General features: G+C 64.4%; 13 protein-coding genes and 3 pseudogenes. 4 read left to right on the top strand and 12 right to left on the bottom strand.

The features are described 5' to 3' along the window. Positions 1 to 292 precede the first annotated feature (292 nt). From TK06_RS17760 to TK06_RS17710, 12 genes and pseudogenes are all read right to left on the bottom strand, one after another. On the bottom strand, positions 293 to 1,303 hold the full coding sequence (locus tag TK06_RS17760; protein WP_063323137.1) for a FecCD family ABC transporter permease: 1,011 nt from the start codon (positions 1,301 to 1,303) through the stop codon (positions 293 to 295). Continuing rightward, positions 1,300 to 2,247, bottom strand: a complete 948-nt coding sequence (locus TK06_RS17755; RefSeq protein ID WP_063323136.1) for an ABC transporter substrate-binding protein — start codon at positions 2,245 to 2,247, stop codon at positions 1,300 to 1,302. The genes TK06_RS17760 and TK06_RS17755 overlap by 4 nt, the downstream gene beginning before the upstream one ends. Next, positions 2,244 to 3,032, bottom strand: a complete 789-nt coding sequence (locus TK06_RS17750; RefSeq protein WP_063323135.1) for an ABC transporter ATP-binding protein — start codon at positions 3,030 to 3,032, stop codon at positions 2,244 to 2,246. Before TK06_RS17750 ends, TK06_RS17755 begins: the two co-directional genes overlap by 4 nt. Positions 3,033 to 3,147: 115 nt before the next feature. Then, positions 3,148 to 4,527, bottom strand: coding sequence for a PepSY-associated TM helix domain-containing protein (locus TK06_RS17745; protein WP_063323134.1), 1,380 nt, complete (start codon positions 4,525 to 4,527; stop codon positions 3,148 to 3,150). 203 nt (positions 4,528 to 4,730) lie between these two features. Further along, the gene (locus tag TK06_RS17740) at positions 4,731 to 6,857 is read right to left on the bottom strand and encodes a TonB-dependent copper receptor (protein ID WP_063323133.1); all 2,127 of its coding nucleotides are present in this window, start codon (positions 6,855 to 6,857) and stop codon (positions 4,731 to 4,733) included. A 245-nt stretch (positions 6,858 to 7,102) separates the two neighbouring features. Continuing rightward, positions 7,103 to 7,546 carry a DUF2946 domain-containing protein gene (locus TK06_RS17735; RefSeq protein ID WP_203417385.1) on the bottom strand — a complete coding sequence of 148 codons (444 nt, stop codon included), beginning with the start codon at positions 7,544 to 7,546 and terminating at the stop codon, positions 7,103 to 7,105. Positions 7,547 to 7,558: 12 nt separating this feature from the next. Next, positions 7,559 to 8,039 (bottom strand): annotated as a pseudogene (locus TK06_RS17730) (copper chaperone PCu(A)C). 144 nt (positions 8,040 to 8,183) lie between these two features. Continuing rightward, positions 8,184 to 8,420, bottom strand: a pseudogene (locus TK06_RS33075) (DUF2946 family protein); the annotation flags it as partial. 377 nt (positions 8,421 to 8,797) lie between these two features. Further along, positions 8,798 to 8,908, bottom strand: a pseudogene (locus tag TK06_RS33540) (addiction module antidote protein); the annotation flags it as partial. A gap of 463 nt (positions 8,909 to 9,371) precedes the next feature. Beyond that, positions 9,372 to 10,094, bottom strand: a complete 723-nt coding sequence (locus tag TK06_RS17720) for a cobalt-precorrin-6A reductase (RefSeq protein ID WP_063323130.1) — start codon at positions 10,092 to 10,094, stop codon at positions 9,372 to 9,374. Continuing rightward, positions 10,091 to 11,188 carry a cobalt-precorrin-5B (C(1))-methyltransferase gene (locus TK06_RS17715; RefSeq protein ID WP_063323129.1) on the bottom strand — a complete coding sequence of 366 codons (1,098 nt, stop codon included), beginning with the start codon at positions 11,186 to 11,188 and terminating at the stop codon, positions 10,091 to 10,093. Before TK06_RS17715 ends, TK06_RS17720 begins: the two co-directional genes overlap by 4 nt. Further along, positions 11,181 to 12,392, bottom strand: coding sequence for a bifunctional cobalt-precorrin-7 (C(5))-methyltransferase/cobalt-precorrin-6B (C(15))-methyltransferase (locus TK06_RS17710; protein ID WP_063323128.1), 1,212 nt, complete (start codon positions 12,390 to 12,392; stop codon positions 11,181 to 11,183). The genes TK06_RS17715 and TK06_RS17710 overlap by 8 nt, the downstream gene beginning before the upstream one ends. A 339-nt stretch (positions 12,393 to 12,731) precedes the next feature. Between TK06_RS17710 and cobG the strand changes: the two genes are divergently transcribed. Genes cobG through cobJ form a run of 4 tightly spaced genes read left to right on the top strand, consistent with a single transcriptional unit; the run spans position 12,732 to position 17,089 of the window. Continuing rightward, on the top strand, positions 12,732 to 14,051 hold the full coding sequence (gene cobG / locus TK06_RS17705) for a precorrin-3B synthase (protein WP_063323127.1): 1,320 nt from the start codon (positions 12,732 to 12,734) through the stop codon (positions 14,049 to 14,051). Continuing rightward, positions 14,044 to 14,670, top strand: a complete 627-nt coding sequence (locus TK06_RS17700; protein WP_063323126.1) for a precorrin-8X methylmutase — start codon at positions 14,044 to 14,046, stop codon at positions 14,668 to 14,670. The genes cobG and TK06_RS17700 overlap by 8 nt, the downstream gene beginning before the upstream one ends. Then, the gene (locus TK06_RS17695; RefSeq protein ID WP_063323125.1) at positions 14,670 to 15,401 is read left to right on the top strand and encodes a precorrin-2 C(20)-methyltransferase; all 732 of its coding nucleotides are present in this window, start codon (positions 14,670 to 14,672) and stop codon (positions 15,399 to 15,401) included. Before TK06_RS17700 ends, TK06_RS17695 begins: the two co-directional genes overlap by 1 nt. Continuing rightward, on the top strand, positions 15,401 to 17,089 hold the full coding sequence (gene cobJ, locus TK06_RS17690; protein WP_063323124.1) for a precorrin-3B C(17)-methyltransferase: 1,689 nt from the start codon (positions 15,401 to 15,403) through the stop codon (positions 17,087 to 17,089). The genes TK06_RS17695 and cobJ overlap by 1 nt, the downstream gene beginning before the upstream one ends. The last annotated feature ends 213 nt before the right edge of the window (positions 17,090 to 17,302 follow it).

The raw sequence follows: 17,302 nt of genomic DNA, 5'->3' as shown, positions 1-17,302 counted from the left end.
AAGGCCCGGAAACAGGGGGTGGTGGGGGAGGGAAAAGCGTGGTGCACCATGAGTGATCGCGTCATGGGGTTTGGTGCGAGGGATGCGCCACATTGGAGCGCGGGGTTGAAGCCTTGCCGAGACTCTGCTTGTGAATACACCCTGTGGCGAGGGAGCTTGCTCCCGCTGGGCTGCGAAGCAGGCCCATTCGGCAAGTCATCAGCGAACACCTCAGGACTCAGAATCCGGGGGGGGCGCTTCGCACCCCAGCGGGAGCAAGCTCCCTCGCCACAGGTTGGAGTCAGTCTCCTTTTTATCGGCGGCGCATCAGGCCGATGAAGAACAACCCGCCGATGGCGGCTGTCGCCACACCAATAGGCAAGTCCTCCGGCGCGATCAAGGTCCGGGCGGCGACATCCACCCACACCAGGAACAGGCTGCCCAGCAGCACGCAGGCCGGCAGTAACCGACGATGCTCTGCGCCCACCAGGCGCCGGGCAATGTGCGGCACCATCAGCCCGACAAAACCAATCGAACCGCTGATGGACACCAGCACACCGGTCATCAGCGAGGCGATCAAGAAGATCCACAAGCGCACCTTCGCCGCGTTCAGGCCCAGGGTCACGGCGGTCTGTTCGCCGGCCATCAGCGCGTTCAGCGGACGGGCCATGCCCAGCAGCAACACCAGCCCCAGCACCACACTGGCCGCCGGCACCGCCAGCAGTTCCCAGCGGGCCAGGCCCAGGCCGCCGAGCATCCAGAACATCACCGCCGAACTGGCGCGATGGTCACCGAGGAATAACAACAGGTTGGCCGCCGCCATCATCACGAAGGACACCGCCACGCCGCACAACAACAGGCGATCACTTTCCAGACGACCCTGGCGGGCAGCGATGGTCAGCACCAGCAGCATGCTCAACAGCGCACCGATGAACGCCGCCAGCGGCAGGGTCAGCAGGCCGACAATCTCGCCGACATGCAGCACCACGATGACCGCCCCCAGCGTCGCGCCAGAGGTGACGCCCAGCAGGTGCGGGTCCGCCAGCGGGTTGCGCGTGACTGCTTGCAGCACCGCACCGATCAACGCCAGCCCGGCGCCCACCAGGGCACCGAGCAGCAGGCGCGGCACGCGGATCAGCCACACGATGTGTTCCTGGCCAGGCGACCAATAGGCGCTGCCGACACCGAAGGCCTTGTTCAACAGGATGTCCCAGACCACGGCCACCGGCACCCGCGCCGGCCCGAAGCCCAGGGACACCACGCACGACACCAGCAGCAATGCACCGAGGAACATCAGCAGGGCGCCGTAGTGACGACCGTTCATTGGCCGTGAAAACCCTGCGCCAGGGTTTGCACCGCCAGCACGTTATCGATGCCTGGTGTGGCCTGGACGTAGGGGATCACGATGAAGCGCCGATGCTTGATCGCCGCCACCGATTGCAGGGCCGGGTTGTTCAGCAGGAATTGTTGCTTCTGCTCGGCGCTGACTTCGCCGTAGTCGACGATCACGATCACCTCGGGGTTGCGCTCCACTACGTTCTCCCAGTTCACCCGCGTCCAGCTGGTTTCCAGGTCATCGAGAATATTGCGTCCACCGGCCGCGTCGATCAGCGCCTGGGGCATGCCAAGACGGCCGGAGGTCATGGCGCGGTCTTCGCCGCTGTCGTAGAGGAATACGCGGGGTTGACCGGGCGGCAGGTGCTTGCGCACTTGCGCCACTTGGGCCTGCATCTGGGCGATCAGTGCGTTGGCACGATCCTGCACGTCGAAGATCTTCCCGAGGTTGCGCAGGTCGTTGTAGGTATCCTCCAGCGAGGCCGCTGGACGCTTCATCACGAACGCGCAGGATTCGGTCAGTTCGTAGACATTGATGCCCAGCGGTTGCAGGGTCTGCGGCGTCAGGTCGCCGCCCACGCGCATGCCGTAGTCCCAACCGGCGAAGAAGAAATCCACGTTGGCATCGAGCAGGGTTTCCACCGACGGGTATTTGGCGGCCAGCTCCGGCAGGCCGTCGAGGATCTTCTCCATCTCGGGCGTCACTGATTTCCAGCCACTGATGCCGCTGTAGCCGACCATGCGCGGCTTGAGGCCCAGGGCGAGCATCATCTGGGTCATGTTGATGTCATGGCTGACAGCGTGCCGAGGTGCCTCGTTGAACACCACCTGGCGGTTGCAGCTCTGGATCGTCAACGGATAGTGGGTGGCTTCGGCCAAGGCATGGGCGCTGCCCAGCAGCAGGGGCAGCAACAGCAGGGAACGCAAGGTCATGGTTGGGTTATCCAGGTGATTCGTGGGTAGCCGGACAGCGGGTGTTCATCCACCAGGGCTTCGATGCCGAACACCTCGCGCAACAGCTCGACGGTCAGGACTTCCCTGGGCGTGCCGCTGGCGACAATGCGCCCGTGTTCGATCACGTACAGGCGGTCGCAGAAGGCGGCGGCCAGGTTCAGGTCGTGGAGGCTGGCGAGGGTGCCGATGCCGAGGCCCTTGATCAGTTGCAGCAATTGCAATTGATAGTGGGGATCGAGGTGGTTGGTCGGTTCGTCGAGGATCAACAACTGCGGTTGCTGGGCCAGGGCCCGGGCGAGGATCACCCGTTGCTTCTCACCACCCGAGAGGGTCGCGAATGCATGGTCGCCAAAGCCTGCAAGCCCGGCCGATTCCAGGGCCTGGAGCACTAGCCGACGGTCGTCGTGATTGTCGCCGTCGAACAGGCCTTTATGCGGTGTGCGGCCCATGGCGACCACTTCTTCCACCGTCAGGCCGAAGGCGTCGGGAAACTCTTGCAGCACCACGGCGATGCGTTGGGCGCTCCAGCGCGAGGACTGTTGCCAGACGTTGTGATGGGCAAGCTTTACCTCGCCCTGTGCCGGCCGACTGAAGCGATAGGCGCAGCGCAACAGGCTGGTCTTGCCACTGCCGTTGGGGCCGATCAACCCGACAAACTCCCCGGCCGCCACCTGCAACGTCACGTCACGCAGCTGGAACTGGTGATGACAATGGCCATGGCCCAGGGGTGTCCAGGCGAGGTGGGAGAGGGTTAGAGAGGTCATGCGTACACTCAATTATTGGGCCGAAACACAATCCCATTGTGGGAGCGGTGTTCACAGCTCGAAAGGCGGGCGCGATTGTAGAGGTTTCGCGCCGCCTTCCGTTAACGCACTGTCTTCAGTTTGAAGATGAGGCAATCTCAGGCTGGCGATTGAGCCGGGTGACGAGCCGATCCAGCAACCACACCACCACCAGCGACGCCCCCACCATCGGAAACACCACCGCCAGGGCCAGCATGATGAACACCCCGGTCTTCCACGTCGGCAAGTCGTGACGCAGCGGCGGTACGCCGAACTTGCCTTCTGGCCGGCGCTTCCACCAGATCACCAGGCCACTCACGGCGCTGAGCAGGATCATCAGGCAAATCAGCAACACGATGATCTGGTTCAGCGGGCCGAACATTTTGCCTTCGTGCAGCATTACCCCGGTTTCGGTGGCGCGAGCCACGACGCCGTAATGCTCCCAGCGCACATCGGCCAGGACCTTGCCGGTGTATTGGTCCACGTGCAGGGTGGCATCGTTGCGCGGGTCGTCGGCAAACACGGCGACGGTGAACACGCCGGTGGCCGTGGTCGGCAGGGTGATGCTGTAGCCGGGCGTGACCTGGCGTTCGGTGGCGATGTCCTGCACCGCTTGCAGGCTGACAGCCGGGGCGGCGGGGCCTTCGTGCATGCCGCCGTGGCCCATGTGCTCGGCATGGTCGCCGGACATCGGCATCGGGGTGTTTTCCACGGCCCACGGCACGGTCTGGCGATGGGCGTTGTTGAGGCTGCCGGCCTCGACGTCGGACTTGGGCACGTCATTCCACATCGCCGCCGGGAAGCGGTTCCAGAGGTTGGCGTATTGCTTGCCCCAGAAACCGGTCCAGGTCATGCCGCTGAGCAGCATCACCAGCAGCAAGGCTGCGCCCCAGAAACCGACGACCACGTGCAGGTCACGCCAGAACAGCCGACCGCGCGCGCTCCAGCGCGGCCACAGCACTCCGGCTGACGATTGCCCACGGGGCCACCACAGGTACAGCCCCGACACCACCAGCACCACACCCCAGCCGGCGGCCATTTCCACCAGCCGGTCACCGACGGTGCCGATCAGCAGCTCGCCGTGGATGGCCCGGGCCATGGCTTGCAGGTTGTTCTTCGCATCCTGCTCGCCGAGGACATCACCATGGTACGGGTCGATGAACACGTTCAGTTCCCGACCCTGGTCGATCACCACGAATTGCGCGCTGCGCTCGGCATTGGCCGGTGGCAGGTACTGTTTGACCTGGCCCTGGGGGTAGGCCTGGTGGACCTGCTTGAGCAAGTCGTCCGCCGCCAGGGTGTGATGCCCGGCGGGTACATTCAGCAGGCTGCCGTACATCAGGGGATCGAGCTGTGGCTTGAACAAATAAATGATGCCGGTCAGGGACAGCATCACCATGAACGGCGCCACGAACAGCCCGGCATAGAAATGCCAGCGCCAGGCCAGGTTGTAGAAATTGGGTTTCGGTTGGCTCATCAGAAAGCGCTCCGCAGGGCAAATGTGATCGTTATGTTTTTTGCGGTTTGGGCAAAGCCTTGTTTGGACACAAAACCTGTGGCGAGGGAGCTTGCTCCCGCTCGGTTGCGTAGCGACCGCATCAAAGAAGGACTGCTGCGCAGCCCAGCGGGAGCAAGCTCCCTCGCCACAGGGTCAGGTGTCAGGCCTTGCCTGCGATGGTGTTAGAAACTCATGTCCACCTTGGTCCAGAGGGTGCGCCCCGGTTCGTTGATGGCTTGCGGGTCGCTCGCCGGGTAGCCGAACCCGGCGTTGCCCGCCAGGTTCAAGTGCTCGGCGTAGGCTTTGCCGAACAGGTTGTCGACGCCGCTGCTGACCTTCCAGTGCTTGTTGATGCGGTAGGCGCCGTTGAGTGAGAACACGCCGAAGCCCGAACTCTTGCCGTAGTCTTTGCCGACCACGTTGCCTTTGTTCTCGTCGACCCGGTGCTGCGCCGCCACCACACGCCACAGGGCGCCGGCGCTCCAGCGATCTTCGCTGTAGGTCAGGCCCAGGCGTGCGTCCAGCGGCGGCATTTGCGCCAGGGCGCTGCCGTCGCTGCTGTTCTTGCCCCAGGCGTAGGCCAGGGTCGCGTCGGCTTTCCAGCGCTCGCTCAGCTTGTAGGCCGCACCCAATTCACCGCCCATGATCCGCGCGTCGATGTTCTCGGCCCGGGAGGTGGTGCCCATCATGCCGGGGGTGTAGTCGAACAGGATGTAATCGCGTACCTGCCCGACATAAGCCGACGCCCAGGCTTCCAGTGTTTCGGTCTTGTACTGCAGGCCGAAGTCGAGCTGGGTGGTTTTCTCCGGCTTGATCGCATCGAAGGCATTCAGCGAGCCGCTGGGGCCGACGTTCGCCGAGAACAGCTCCCAGTAGTCCGGGAAGCGTTGTGCGTGACCCACGCCTGCATAGAGGGTAGTGGGGCTGTCGTCCAGGTCGTGTTCGTAGCGGACGAAACCGCTGGGCAGCGTGTCGGCGCGAGTGTCATCGGCGGTGGGATTGGGTCGGGCCGACATACCGGAACCGGTGCTCTGGCGATAGTCCTTGGCCGAGGCGCGGTCGAGCCGGGCGCCGGTGATCACCCTGTCGCGGTCGGCGGCGTACCAGGTCAACTCGCCGAACACCCCGTAATTGTGGAAGTCGGCGTCCTTGGTGTACGGCAGGTCCTTGTAGGTGTCGACGCCCATGCTGCTGCGTTGGCGATGCTCGTTGGTCTGGGCGTCCAGGCCGCTGATCAACTGCACATCGGCCCAGCGCCAGGTGGCCTTGATACGCGCACCCAGGGTGCGGCGGTCGACGTTGGAGGCCATGGGCCCGGCCATCATCCCGGTGCCGGATGGCGTGCGCAGGGTGTAGTTGTCCATCACATGGTCGGCGTAGTTGTAGTAGACCTGGGCCTCGACCTTGTCCAGCACCTCGCCGATGTTCGAGCGCTCGAAACGCAGCCCGAGGCTTTCGCGCTTGAACTGCGAGCCGTCCATGCCACGCCCGGCGTAGCGCGCTTCACCGTCGCCCTTGCCGGCCGTCAATTCCAGCAGGGTATCGGCGTCCGGGGTCCAGCCGAGGGTGACGTCGCCGTTCCACTTGTCGTAGCGTGACGGCACGGTATCGTTGTTGCCGTCGCGGTAATCGTCCGAGTGGGCGGTGTTGCCGATCACTCGTACATACCCCAGCGGCCCACCGGCGGCGGCATCCACCACTTTGTCGAAACGGCCGTTGGAGCCGGCCAGCACACTGGCGTTGACCCGGGTGCCCAATTCGCCGAACTGTTCCGGCTCGCGCTCGAACAGCACGGTCCCGGCCGATGCGCCGGGGCCCCAGAGCACGGTTTGCGGGCCTTTGATGACGGTGAGCATGTCGTAGGTTTCCGGCGATATATAGGACGTCGGCGCGTCCATCCGGCCAGGGCAAGCACCCAACAGCATGCTGCCGTTGGTGAGGATGTTCAGCCGCGAGCCGAACATGCCGCGCAACACCGGGTCGCCATTGGTGCCGCCGTTGCGCACCAGGGCGAAGCCGGGGATGGTCTTGAGGTAGTCGCCGCCGTCGCTGGCTGGCACCGGTTGACGCGGGTCCTTGGGGTTGGTGACGACAGTCAGGGGTGAACTGGGGGCGATGGCGGTGATGACCGTCGGGCTCAGCTCTTCGACCTGATGGTCGTGATGGTCGTGCTCATCGGCGAGTGCGTAGGGCGTGAGCAGCAGGCCGCACAGTGCGGCGATAGTTTGGCGTAAACGAACCCGTGGTTCGTTCAGGGGGCAGCGAACCTGGGCAGAGCCCAAAGCGGTGCCAGCAGAAAACCTGGACATGATGATTCCATCGAACAGACGTAGACGACACGGCCGGGCAGCCTAGTGGCATGTGTGGCTAGTTTGTTAGCTCAAATTCGGATGCCAGAAGTCCATAGCCAAGGCGCTGTGACGAGTCATAGCCCGCTATGGCGAGGAACAGCAACGCAGGATATGGGCTTCTGGCGCCCGAAGTTGACTAACACAACTAGCTACACATGCCACTGAGGCTGTCTTGTGCGACCGGGTTGGGTAAGTGTCGGGGGTTACGCGTCGAGGGGCGGTGCGCGAGTACGGGCACCCGGGAAAAACGCGGGCCGGGCATGGCCCAGGCGTGGGGAAGGACTGGTGTAGGTGTTGGTGTGGGGTGTGTCGAAGACCGCGAACGTGTGACCGCCAGGCAGCGCGGGGCAATTGAACAGCAGGCTGCAATAGCCACACTTTTCCCACAGCGCGTGGTGCTCGCTCGGGGGCGGGCAGTGTTCGGTGGCTGGCGCCTCATGTTCGGCGTGGGCTCCCGCCGGCATGTCCATGCTCATGTCCATCGACATGCTCATGCTCACAGGCATGCGCTGATTCATCGGCATCGACTGAGAAATCAGTGGACCGATAAAGATCATCAACATGGCGAACAGGCTGATCCAACTGCCGCGTGCCAGGCTCAAGGGCTGGCGGCGGGGTATGGCGGACCTGTTGCGAGGAAGACCCATGGGCAGGTGCTATCAGTGCATGTGCATTTGGGTTTTGCTGCCGTCGGGGGCTTTTTTCTGCACCGCAACGTCGACCGTGACATCCCCCGCTTTTTCGAAATGCAGGGTCATGGCAAAGCGCTTGCCATCGCTGAGCAGGCTGCGGTCCTTCAGGCCCAACAGCATCACGTGATACGCCATCGGCGCGAAGGTGACGGTCGCACCGGGGGGCGATATCCACGACGGGCACCGGTTGCATTTTCATCAGGTCGTTTTGCATCACATGCTCATGGAGCTCGGCCTTGCCAGCAATCGGCGAGTCGACGCTGAGCAGCTTGTCGGCGGTCGTGCCGCCGTTGTGAATCACGAAATACGCGGCCACGTTCGGTGCGTTGGGCGGCAACTCCTGGGACCACGGATGGGCGATCTCAAGCTCGCCCACCTTGTATTGGTGCGCGTGGGCAAAGCCGACGGGAAGCAGCAGGGCAGCCAGCAGGATAAGTCTGTTCAACATGGGTGATTCTCCAGAACGATTCGAGGCGCAGTCTTGTGCGGAAAGAATCAGGCCAGAGGCGAGGCGCGGGGGTTGAGGCTGGGCCATTGCTGGCGTGGCGTGGGGCTGTCGAGCTTGGAATGGGCAATGCCGCGATGGTGGGGCCGAGCATCCAGATACAACTGCGGGGGCATGGCCGGTGAGTGCCACCAGCGACGCGGAGCCGGCGCAGCACCAGCAATGCTGCATCGTCGAGTGAGTGTCCTTCTGCGGCGTGCCCAGTTCAAGCTTGCCCAGGGACACCGCGACCATTTTCGTGCCGCTGGACGAGCAGAAACTGCCCCACACCAGTTGCTCGGCTGGCGAATTGGCAGCCGCGCCACCGCTGTTGGAAAGCGGCATGGCAAGCATGTTGAACAGCACTGCGAAGCAGGCGATCCAGGCAAATGCAAGCCGTTGTCGGGACATGGGCGAATCCGCTCGGTTGGGCGATCAAGTGGCGGTATTTAGCCTGATCGGGGTTGAGAAGTAAAAAAGGCGCATGCGGTATAGGGTCGCAGGGTTTGCACTAACAGTAGCAACAGTTTTTGTAAGTGGATGCTTTCGTGGCGAGGGAGCTTGCTCCCGCTGGGGCGCGAAGCGGCCCTGAATATCAAGTTGCGAGGTGTGTCAGGAGAATGGCGGCGATCCTTTTTGGGGCTGCTGCGCAGCCCAGCGGGAGCAAGCTCCCTCGCCACGGAGAATGTTGTTGATCAGTCGATATTCGATTGTTCCCAATCTGCATCGTAGTCCATCTGTGTCATATCTTTTGCCCGAGCGATATCGTCAAGGGATGCTCGAATCAGTACCCCGTCCCCCGTGTCTTCTTCGAGACAAGCATCTAGATAAGCCTGCGTAGTTTTTGTGGCGAGGGGATTTATCCCCGCTGGGCTGCGAAGCAGTCCCAAAAGCCGGCACCTCGCAGCATCAGCCTAACCCCGTGCTGTCGTTCAGGGGCTGCTATGCAGCCCAACGGGGATAAATCCCCTCGCCACAGGGGCAGGTTAGTCGACCGGGGAGTCCAGCATTACCGGCGCGCCCGAGGGCGCCCTGCGCACAACCACCATCAAGTGCAGGAGTGGATACCTGACTGGACGGAGCTTGTGAACCTGCTGAAACCACCGAGCGACTAAACCCGATCACTGAAGGGCAGTGACGGGAATCAAGTTACCGGCGGCCTCCAAGGCGCACAAGCCGGCGGATTCTGGCGAAGTTGTAGGCTGCGGCGCAAGACGATGTAGCCTGCTGTCGTAGTTCCTACGGGACAGGGCTGTAGGGATATGTAGGCCTTCAGCGTTGCAGCAAAAAAGACTGTCAGACCAGATGTCGCAAGCCCTGCAATACCTCATCCACGGTCCCAAACTCCCGATCCACCTCCGCCAACACCGGCCGCTGCAAAATCAACACCGGCACCCCCCGCTCCCGCGCCACCTCCAGCTTCGGCTCAGTCGCCGTGCTGCCGCTGTTCTTGCTGACCAACACATCGATCCGCCGACGCTCGAACAGCTCGCGCTCGCCTTCGATGTGGAACGGCCCGCGGGCGCCGATGACTTCGCAGCGTTCATTGCCGGGATAAATGTCCAGGGCGCGCAGGGTCCAGAATTGCTCTGGCGGAATTTCGTGCAGGTGTTGCAGTGGTTCGCGGCCGAGGGTGAACAACGGGCGGTGGAAGGGTTTCAGGGCTTGGATCAGTTCGGCCCAATCGGCCACTTCGCGCCAGTCATCCCCGGCTTGGGGTTGCCAGGCCGGGCGACGCAGGGCCCAGCAGGGGATGGCGCAGGCGCGGGCGGCGTGGGCGGCGTTGTGGCTGATTTGTGCGGCGTAGGGGTGAGTGGCGTCCAGCAGCAGGTCGATGCCTTCGGCGTGGATGAAGTGCGCCAGCCCTTCGGCGCCGCCGTAGCCGCCGACGCGCACCTGGCAGGTCAGGTCGGTGGGGACGCGGCCGATGCCCGCCAGGCTGTAGATGTGTTGGGGGCCGAGGGTGCGGGCGATGGCCAGGGCTTCGGTGACGCCGCCCAGCAGGAGGATGCGTTTCATCGAAGCTCTCCGGCGTGGCCGACAATCCCGCCCTGGCGATCGATGGCGAAGACTTCGACCTGGACCTGGGCCGGCACCACGCTGCGGGCGAAGGCCAACGCGTGTGCGCACACCGCGTCGCCGAGGGCGATGCCAGCGGCGCTGGCCATTGCCAGGGCTTGCTGGCTGGTGTTGGCCGCGCGGATGCCTTGCTGCAACGCCTCATCGGCACCGATAGCGGCGGCCCACTCGGCCAGTTGTGGCAGGTCGATGCTCGAGTGACGGCTGTGCAGGTCCATGTGGCCGGCGGCGAGTTTGCTGATTTTGCCAAAGCCGCCGCACAGGCTGAGTTTTTCCACCGGGACCTTGCGCACATGCTTGAGCACGGCACCGACGAAGTCGCCCATTTCGATCAGGGCGATTTCCGGCAGGTTGTAGACCCGACGCATGGTGTCTTCGCTGGCGTTGCCGGTGCAGGCGGCGATGTGCAGATAGCCGTTGGTTTTTGCCACGTCGATGCCCTGGTGGATCGAGGCAATGTAGGCCGCGCAGGAGAACGGCCGGACGATGCCGCTGGTGCCGAGGATCGACAGGCCACCCAGAATCCCCAGGCGTGGATTCATGGTTTTCAGCGCCAGGGCTTCGCCGCCCTCGACATTGACCGTGACCTCGAAGCCGCCAGCATATCCGCTGTCTTGCGCCAGACGGGACAGGTGATCGTTGATCATCTTGCGCGGCACCGGGTTGATCGCCGGCTCACCGACCTCCAGCACCAGGCCGGGGCGCGTCACCGTACCGACGCCACGACCAGCGACGAAACGTACACCGGGCTCGGCGATCAAGCGCACCTGGGAAAACAACAGGGCGCCGTGGGTCACGTCCGGGTCGTCGCCCGCGTCCTTGATCGTCCCGGCTTCGGCACCTTGTTCGGTCAGCCGGCAGAACTCCAGGCGCATCTGCACGTGCTTGCCCTTGGGCAGTACGATTTCCACGGCATCGGCTTCGGTGCCGCGCAGCAGCAGTCGAGCGGCCGCCAGGCTCGTGGCGGTGGCGCAACTGCCGGTGGTCAGGCCACTGCGCAAGGGGGCGGGTTGTTCGGCGGTTTCGTCACGCATCGAGAGGCTTCGTCAGGTCCAGCAAGGTGATCGGCAAGGCCTGGCGCCAGGTGTCGAACTCCCCCAATGGCTGGGCCTGGGCGATATGGATCCGGGTCAGTTCACCGCCGTGACGTTCGCGCCAGTGCATCAGGGTCGTTTCGCTTTGCAGAGTCACGGCGTTGGCGACGAGCCGGCCGCCGGGCTTGAGTTGAGCCCAGCAAGCCTCAAGCACTCCTTCACGGGTAACACCGCCGCCGATGAACACCGCGTCCGGCCGCTCCAGGCCTTCCAGTGCCTGTGGGGCTTTGCCGCGAATCAGCTGCAGGCCGGGCACGCCGAGGCTGTCGCGGTTACGTTCGATCAAGGCCTGGCGACCTTCGTCGGCTTCGATGGCCAGGGCCCGGCAACTAGGGTGGGTGCGCATCCATTCGATGCCGATGGAGCCGCTGCCGGCGCCGACATCCCAGAGCAGCTCGCCAGGGGTTGGCGCAAGGCGGGCGAGGGTGATGGCGCGCACGTCGCGTTTGGTCAACTGGCCGTCATGTTCGAACGCGCTGTCCGGCAAACCGGCCAGACGAGACAGGCGTAACGTTGAAGGTTCGGCCCGGCATTCGATAGCGATCAGGTTCAGGTCGGCGACGGTGTCATCGGACCATTGCGCGGCGCAACCGTCGATCCGTCGTTCTGCCGCACCGCCCAAATGTTCCAGCACGGTCATGACGCTTGGGCCGAACCCCCGTTCGCGCAGCAACATCGCCACGGCGGCAGGGCTGTGGCGGTCATTGCTCAGCAGCAACAGCCTGACGCCTGTGGATAAGTGAACATGGAGCGCCGCCAAGGGGCGAGCCACCAGCGACAGCGTGACCACGTCCTGCAACGGCCAGCCCAGGCGCGCCGCCGCCAGCGAACAGGAGGAGGGTGCCGGTATCACCAGCATCTGATCGCCAGGCACTTGTTTCGCCAGGCTGGCGCCCACGCCATAGAACATCGGATCGCCGCTGGCCAGCACACACACCGACTCACCCCGTCGCGCCAGCAGCGGTTCCAGGGAAAACGGGCTGGGCCACAGTTCCCGTTCGCCGCGGATGCACACCGGCAACAATGCCAGTTGCCGGTCGCTGCCGACAATGCGCGACGCCCGCAGCAAGGCATGGCGGGCCGTCCGGCCCAGGCCCTTGAAGCCGTCTTCGCCGATGCCCACTACGGTCAGCCAGGGTGTCATCTGTGTTCCTCGAATCGATGGGGTTGATTCCCGGGGGCCTATGCCCGCGAACCGGGCCGCCATCATACCGCGCCCCTTCACTTAAGACTTGTGTGAGTCATTGTGGCGAGGGAGCTTGCTCCCGCTAGGCTGCGCAGCAGCCCTTTTGGTGAGCGCTTCGCCTGGAGCGCCAGCCCGGTCAAGCGGGAGCAAGCTCCCTCGCCACGGGCTCATCTACTTTCAGTGAACAACATTGCCTGTCGTCCGCAATCCGACCGGCAAGCTTTTCATGACCCCCGGCAAAGCAGGCATAATGGCGCTCCTTCGCCGTCGTGGCGTGCCTTGTCTAGCGGTTATCCCTTGAACGAACGTCCATCAACCAACGTCATACGCCCCTCGGGTTGTCCGGGTTTGTTGCGTGTCGTCCAGGCATTGGACGGTGGAATCTGTCGGATCAAGCTCGATGGCGGCTCCATCCGGGCGGACCAGGCCGACGCCGTGGCGGCCGCGGCCGAGCGGTTCGCCGCTGGCGTGATCGAGGCGACCAACCGCGGCAACCTGCAAATCCGCGGCATCGGTCCTGAGCACGGCGCGCTGATCGAACAATTGCTGGCCGCCGGGCTTGGGCCCCGAACCCCGGCTGGCGATGACGTGCGCAACCTGATGCTCAGCCCCTCAGCCGGGATCGACAGGCAGATGTTGTTGGATACTCGTCCGTTGGCCGCGCAGATCCTCGTCACCCTGCAAACCCATGAGCGCTTCCATGAACTGTCGGCCAAGTTCGCCGTGCAACTGGACGGTGGGGAAGCGTTGGCGATGCTCGAACATCACCACGACTTGTGGCTCTCGGCCCTTGTCCGTAACGGCGAGCCCTGGCTGGCCTTCGGCTTGGCCGGCACCCCGCTGGATAAACCGGCGGGCAAGGTGCCCCTGACCCAGGGGCATGCCTTGGTGGTGGCGGTGCTGGAGTTGTTCCTCGACTTGGCCCGCCCGGACCAGATCCGCATGCGCCACTTGCTGGCTGAAGTCTCTGTGGATGAGTTCATGACCCGGCTGGCCCGTCGTGTGCCCCTGCAAGCGTGCCTGGATTGGCAGCGGGATGCGTCCATCGATGGACTGCACCTCGGTGTTCATCCCCAGCACGACGACCGTGTCTACGTCGGCGCGGCGGCGCCCCTGGGGCGGCTCGATGCGGTCATGCTGCGGGGAGCGGCGCAATTGGCGCGGGAGAAGGGCGACGAAAGCCTTAGTTTCACCCCTTGGCAGAGCCTGCTGCTGCCCAATGTGCGCAGCGAGGACGCCGACCAAGTGCTGGCGCGGCTTGAAGGATTGGGCCTGTTGTGCTCGCTCGATCAACCCCTGGCGCAGCTCATCGCCTGCACCGGCTCCAGTGGCTGTGGCAAAGCCCTGGCCGACACCAAGGCCGATGCCCGCCAACTGGCCGAGCTGCTGCAACGCCAGGGCCAGACCCTGAAAGTCCATCTGTCGGGCTGCCCGCGTTCCTGCGCGGCAGCCCATGTCGCGCCTGCCACCTTGCTGGCGGTCGCCCCCGGTCGTTATGACCTGTATTTTCGCGATGCCACGCTGCCGGGTTTCGGCGCGTTGCAGGCACACAATCTAACTATTGAAGCGCTCGGCCACTGGCTCGACGCTCGCTCCCGGAGCCCCCTTGATGCTTGATTACATCCGCGACGGTCAGGAGATCTATCGCAACTCCTTCGCGATCATCCGCGCCGAAGCCAACCTGGCGCGCATTCCGGCCGACCTGGAAAAACTCGCGGTGCGGGTGATCCACGCCTGCGGCATGGTCGAGGCCATCGATGGCTTGCAGTTTTCCGAGGGCGCAGGCACGGCCGGGCGCCAGGCGCTGGCCGCCGGTGCGCCGATCCTGTGCGATGCGCGGATGGTTTCCGAGGGCGTGACCCGGGCTCGCCTGCCGGCCAACAATCCGGTGATCTGCACCCTGCGCGACGAAAGCGTGCCAGCGTTGGCCCTTGAGCTGGGCAACACCCGTTCGGCCGCTGCCCTGGAGCTGTGGCGCCCGCACCTGGAAGGCAGCGTCGTGGTCATCGGCAACGCACCGACCGCGCTGTTCTATCTGCTGGAAATGCTCGATGCCGGCGCACCGAAACCGGCATTGATCCTCGGCTTTCCGGTGGGCTTCGTCGGTGCCGCCGAGTCCAAGGCGATGCTGGCGGCCGACAGCCGTGGTGTGCCGTTCGTGATCATGCAAGGCCGTCTCGGCGGCAGCGCCATGGCCGCCGCGGCCGTCAATGCCCTCGCCACGGAGATTGAATGATGCAGCAGCCTGGACGTCTGATCGGCCTCGGCGTGGGCCCCGGTGACCCGGAACTGATTACGGTCAAGGCCCTGCGCCTGCTGCGTGAATCGCCCGTGGTGGCGTACTTCGTTGCCAAGGGCAAGAAGGGCAACGCCTTCGGCATTATCGAAGCCCATTTGCAGGCTGAGCAGACCTTGCTGCCGCTGGTCTACCCGGTCACCACCGAAGCGCTGCCGGCACCGCTGTCCTATGAACAAGTGATCGCCGATTTCTACGACACGGCCGCCGAACAGCTGGCCGTGCACCTGGATGCCGGTCGCGACGTGGCGGTGATCTGCGAGGGCGATCCGTTTTTCTACGGCTCCTACATGTACCTGCACGATCGCCTGGCCGAGCGCTATGACGCCGAGGTCATTCCCGGGGTGTGCTCGATGCTCGGCGGCGCTTCGGTGCTCGGTGCGCCGCTGGTCTATCGCAACCAGAGCCTGTCGGTGCTTTCCGGCGTCTTGCCCCACGATGATCTCAAGCGTCGCCTGGCCGACGCCGATGCGGCGGTGATCATGAAGTTGGGGCGCAATTTCCCCAAGGTTCGCCAGGTGCTTCAGGAACTGGGCATGGACGGGCGAGCGCTGTACGTCGAGCGAGCGACCATGGCCAACCAGAAAATCGTGCCGTTGGATGACGTCGAGCCGATGTCTTCGCCGTACTTCTCGCTGATCATCGTGCCGGGCGAACGGTGGCAGGGTTGATGGCCGCCAAGACGCCGGCCATCGTCATCCTCGGCCCCGGCAGCCTGGCAACCGCCCGACGGATTCAGCAGCGTTACCCCGACGCCTTGATCCATGGCCTGGCCGGACGGGTCGAGGGTGATCGTCAATACCTGGAGTTTGGCGCGACGTTGCGTGAGCTCTACCAGCACGACACGCCAATCATCGCCCTGTGCGCCGCCGGCATCGTCATCCGCACCCTGGCGCCGCTGCTGCTGGAAAAAGGCGTCGAGCCGCCGGTGCTGGCGGTGGCCGAAGATGGCAGCGCCGTGGTGCCGTTGCTGGGCGGCCTGGGTGGGGTCAATGTCATGGCCCGCGACATCGCGCAAACGCTGCAAGTCGTGCCGGCCATCACCACCAGCGGCGAATTGCGTTTCGGCACTTGCCTGCTCAATCCGCCGAGCGGCTACCGCCTTGGCGATCTGGAGCAGGGCAAGCGTTTCGTCTCCGATCTGCTCGCTGGCGAATCGGTACGCATCGAGGGGGCCGCGCCGTGGCTGGACCAGGCGCAGTTGCCCGAGGATGAACAGGCCCGGCTGGCGATCCGCATCGACAGCGCCGCGGGCACGCCTGCGGCGGATGAGCTGCGTATTTATCCGCGCAATGTCGTCGTGGCGATCAGCGCGGGGGCGTCGCCGGCCATTGGCGAGACTTTGCGTAAGGCCGACCTCGCCGTGCGGTCGCTGGCATGCCTGTTGGCGGCGGACAGCGACATGGCCCGGCCAGAATTGCATGAGGTCGCATCTTCCTTGAACGTGCCGCTGCGTTTCGCGCCGGTCGCTGGTGACGTCGGCCAGTGGCTGAGCGAAACCCTCGACCAACCGGCGTCAATTCGCATATTGGGCGAGCATGCCGTCGCTGTGACCGAGCAGCCCCTCGACCCTCGACAGGTCGGCCGCCTGCGCGGGCGCCTGGCGGTGATCGGTCTTGGCCCAGGGGCGGCCGAGCTGATGGTGCCGGCGGTACGCGCCGAACTCGACCGCGCCACCGATGTGCTGGGCTACGAAACCTACGTGCGCATGGCCGGGCCGTTCCGGGCCGATCAGGTGCAGCACTGCACCGACAACCGCGAAGAAATGCAGCGCGCCCGCCATGCCTTCGAACTGGCGGCCCAGGGCCGCTCGGTCGTGGTGGTGTCATCCGGTGACCCGGGCGTGTTCGCCATGGCCGCCGCTGTGCTCGAAGCGTTGCACGAATCGACGGATGTCCAATGGCACGCCGTCGACCTGCAAATCCTTCCCGGCGTCTCGGCCTCCCTGGCCACCGCCGCCCAGGCTGGGGCGCCGCTGGGCCATGACTTTTGCGTGATGTCGCTGTCGGACAACCTCAAGCCCTGGTCGATCATCGAAAAACGCCTGGACCTGGCCGCCGAGGCGGATCTGGCCCTGGCGTTCTACAACCCGATCTCGCGCTCTCGACCCTGGCAATTGGGGCGGGCGCTGGAAATCGTCGCGCACCATCGTACGGCGCAGACACCGGTGGTGTTGGGACGCGACATCGGACGCCCGGGCCAGACACTGCGCGTCACGACGCTGGGGCAGTTGACCCCGGATCAGGTGGACATGCGCACCATGGTGCTGATCGGTTCTTCCACGACCTGTGTCTTCCCTCGTGCCGAAGGCGGTGACTGGGTGTACACCCCGCGCTGGTACGGCAGTAAACCGCTCTGATGAACTCCGGTGGCCTGCCTGGGCCACCGCTTCCTGATTCCCGCCCCTGAGTGCACCCGGGTATCGGTCTGCGTGCCTGTATCCGGTTTTTTCGGAATGTAATAAGTCCTGACGTTAGTTGGCTGATTTATTGGCTGCAGGTCGAAAGTTCTAATGTTTCGAATGCCAAGTTGTGAGGAAATAATATGAACGTTCGCCGCTGGACATTTATTG

Source organism: Pseudomonas fluorescens, assembly GCF_001623525.1.
Lineage (GTDB): Bacteria > Pseudomonadota > Gammaproteobacteria > Pseudomonadales > Pseudomonadaceae > Aquipseudomonas > Aquipseudomonas fluorescens_Q.
Note: the sequence above shows the minus strand (reverse complement) of the source record. Positions and strands in the feature narration are given on the sequence as shown.

Coding starts and splice junctions, on each gene's coding strand:
- TK06_RS17735 (WP_203417385.1), bottom strand. CDS start 7,546: ATGGGTCTTCCTCGCAACAGGTCCGCCATACCCCGCCGCCAGCCCTTG.
- TK06_RS17720 (WP_063323130.1), bottom strand. CDS start 10,094: ATGAAACGCATCCTCCTGCTGGGCGGCGTCACCGAAGCCCTGGCCATC.
- TK06_RS17710 (WP_063323128.1), bottom strand. CDS start 12,392: ATGACACCCTGGCTGACCGTAGTGGGCATCGGCGAAGACGGCTTCAAG.
- TK06_RS17740 (WP_063323133.1), bottom strand. CDS start 6,857: ATGTCCAGGTTTTCTGCTGGCACCGCTTTGGGCTCTGCCCAGGTTCGC.
- TK06_RS17760 (WP_063323137.1), bottom strand. CDS start 1,303: ATGAACGGTCGTCACTACGGCGCCCTGCTGATGTTCCTCGGTGCATTG.
- TK06_RS17695 (WP_063323125.1), top strand. CDS start 14,670: ATGCAGCAGCCTGGACGTCTGATCGGCCTCGGCGTGGGCCCCGGTGAC.
- TK06_RS17700 (WP_063323126.1), top strand. CDS start 14,044: ATGCTTGATTACATCCGCGACGGTCAGGAGATCTATCGCAACTCCTTC.
- cobJ (WP_063323124.1), top strand. CDS start 15,401: ATGGCCGCCAAGACGCCGGCCATCGTCATCCTCGGCCCCGGCAGCCTG.
- TK06_RS17750 (WP_063323135.1), bottom strand. CDS start 3,032: ATGACCTCTCTAACCCTCTCCCACCTCGCCTGGACACCCCTGGGCCAT.
- TK06_RS17715 (WP_063323129.1), bottom strand. CDS start 11,188: ATGCGTGACGAAACCGCCGAACAACCCGCCCCCTTGCGCAGTGGCCTG.
- TK06_RS17755 (WP_063323136.1), bottom strand. CDS start 2,247: ATGACCTTGCGTTCCCTGCTGTTGCTGCCCCTGCTGCTGGGCAGCGCC.
- TK06_RS17745 (WP_063323134.1), bottom strand. CDS start 4,527: ATGAGCCAACCGAAACCCAATTTCTACAACCTGGCCTGGCGCTGGCAT.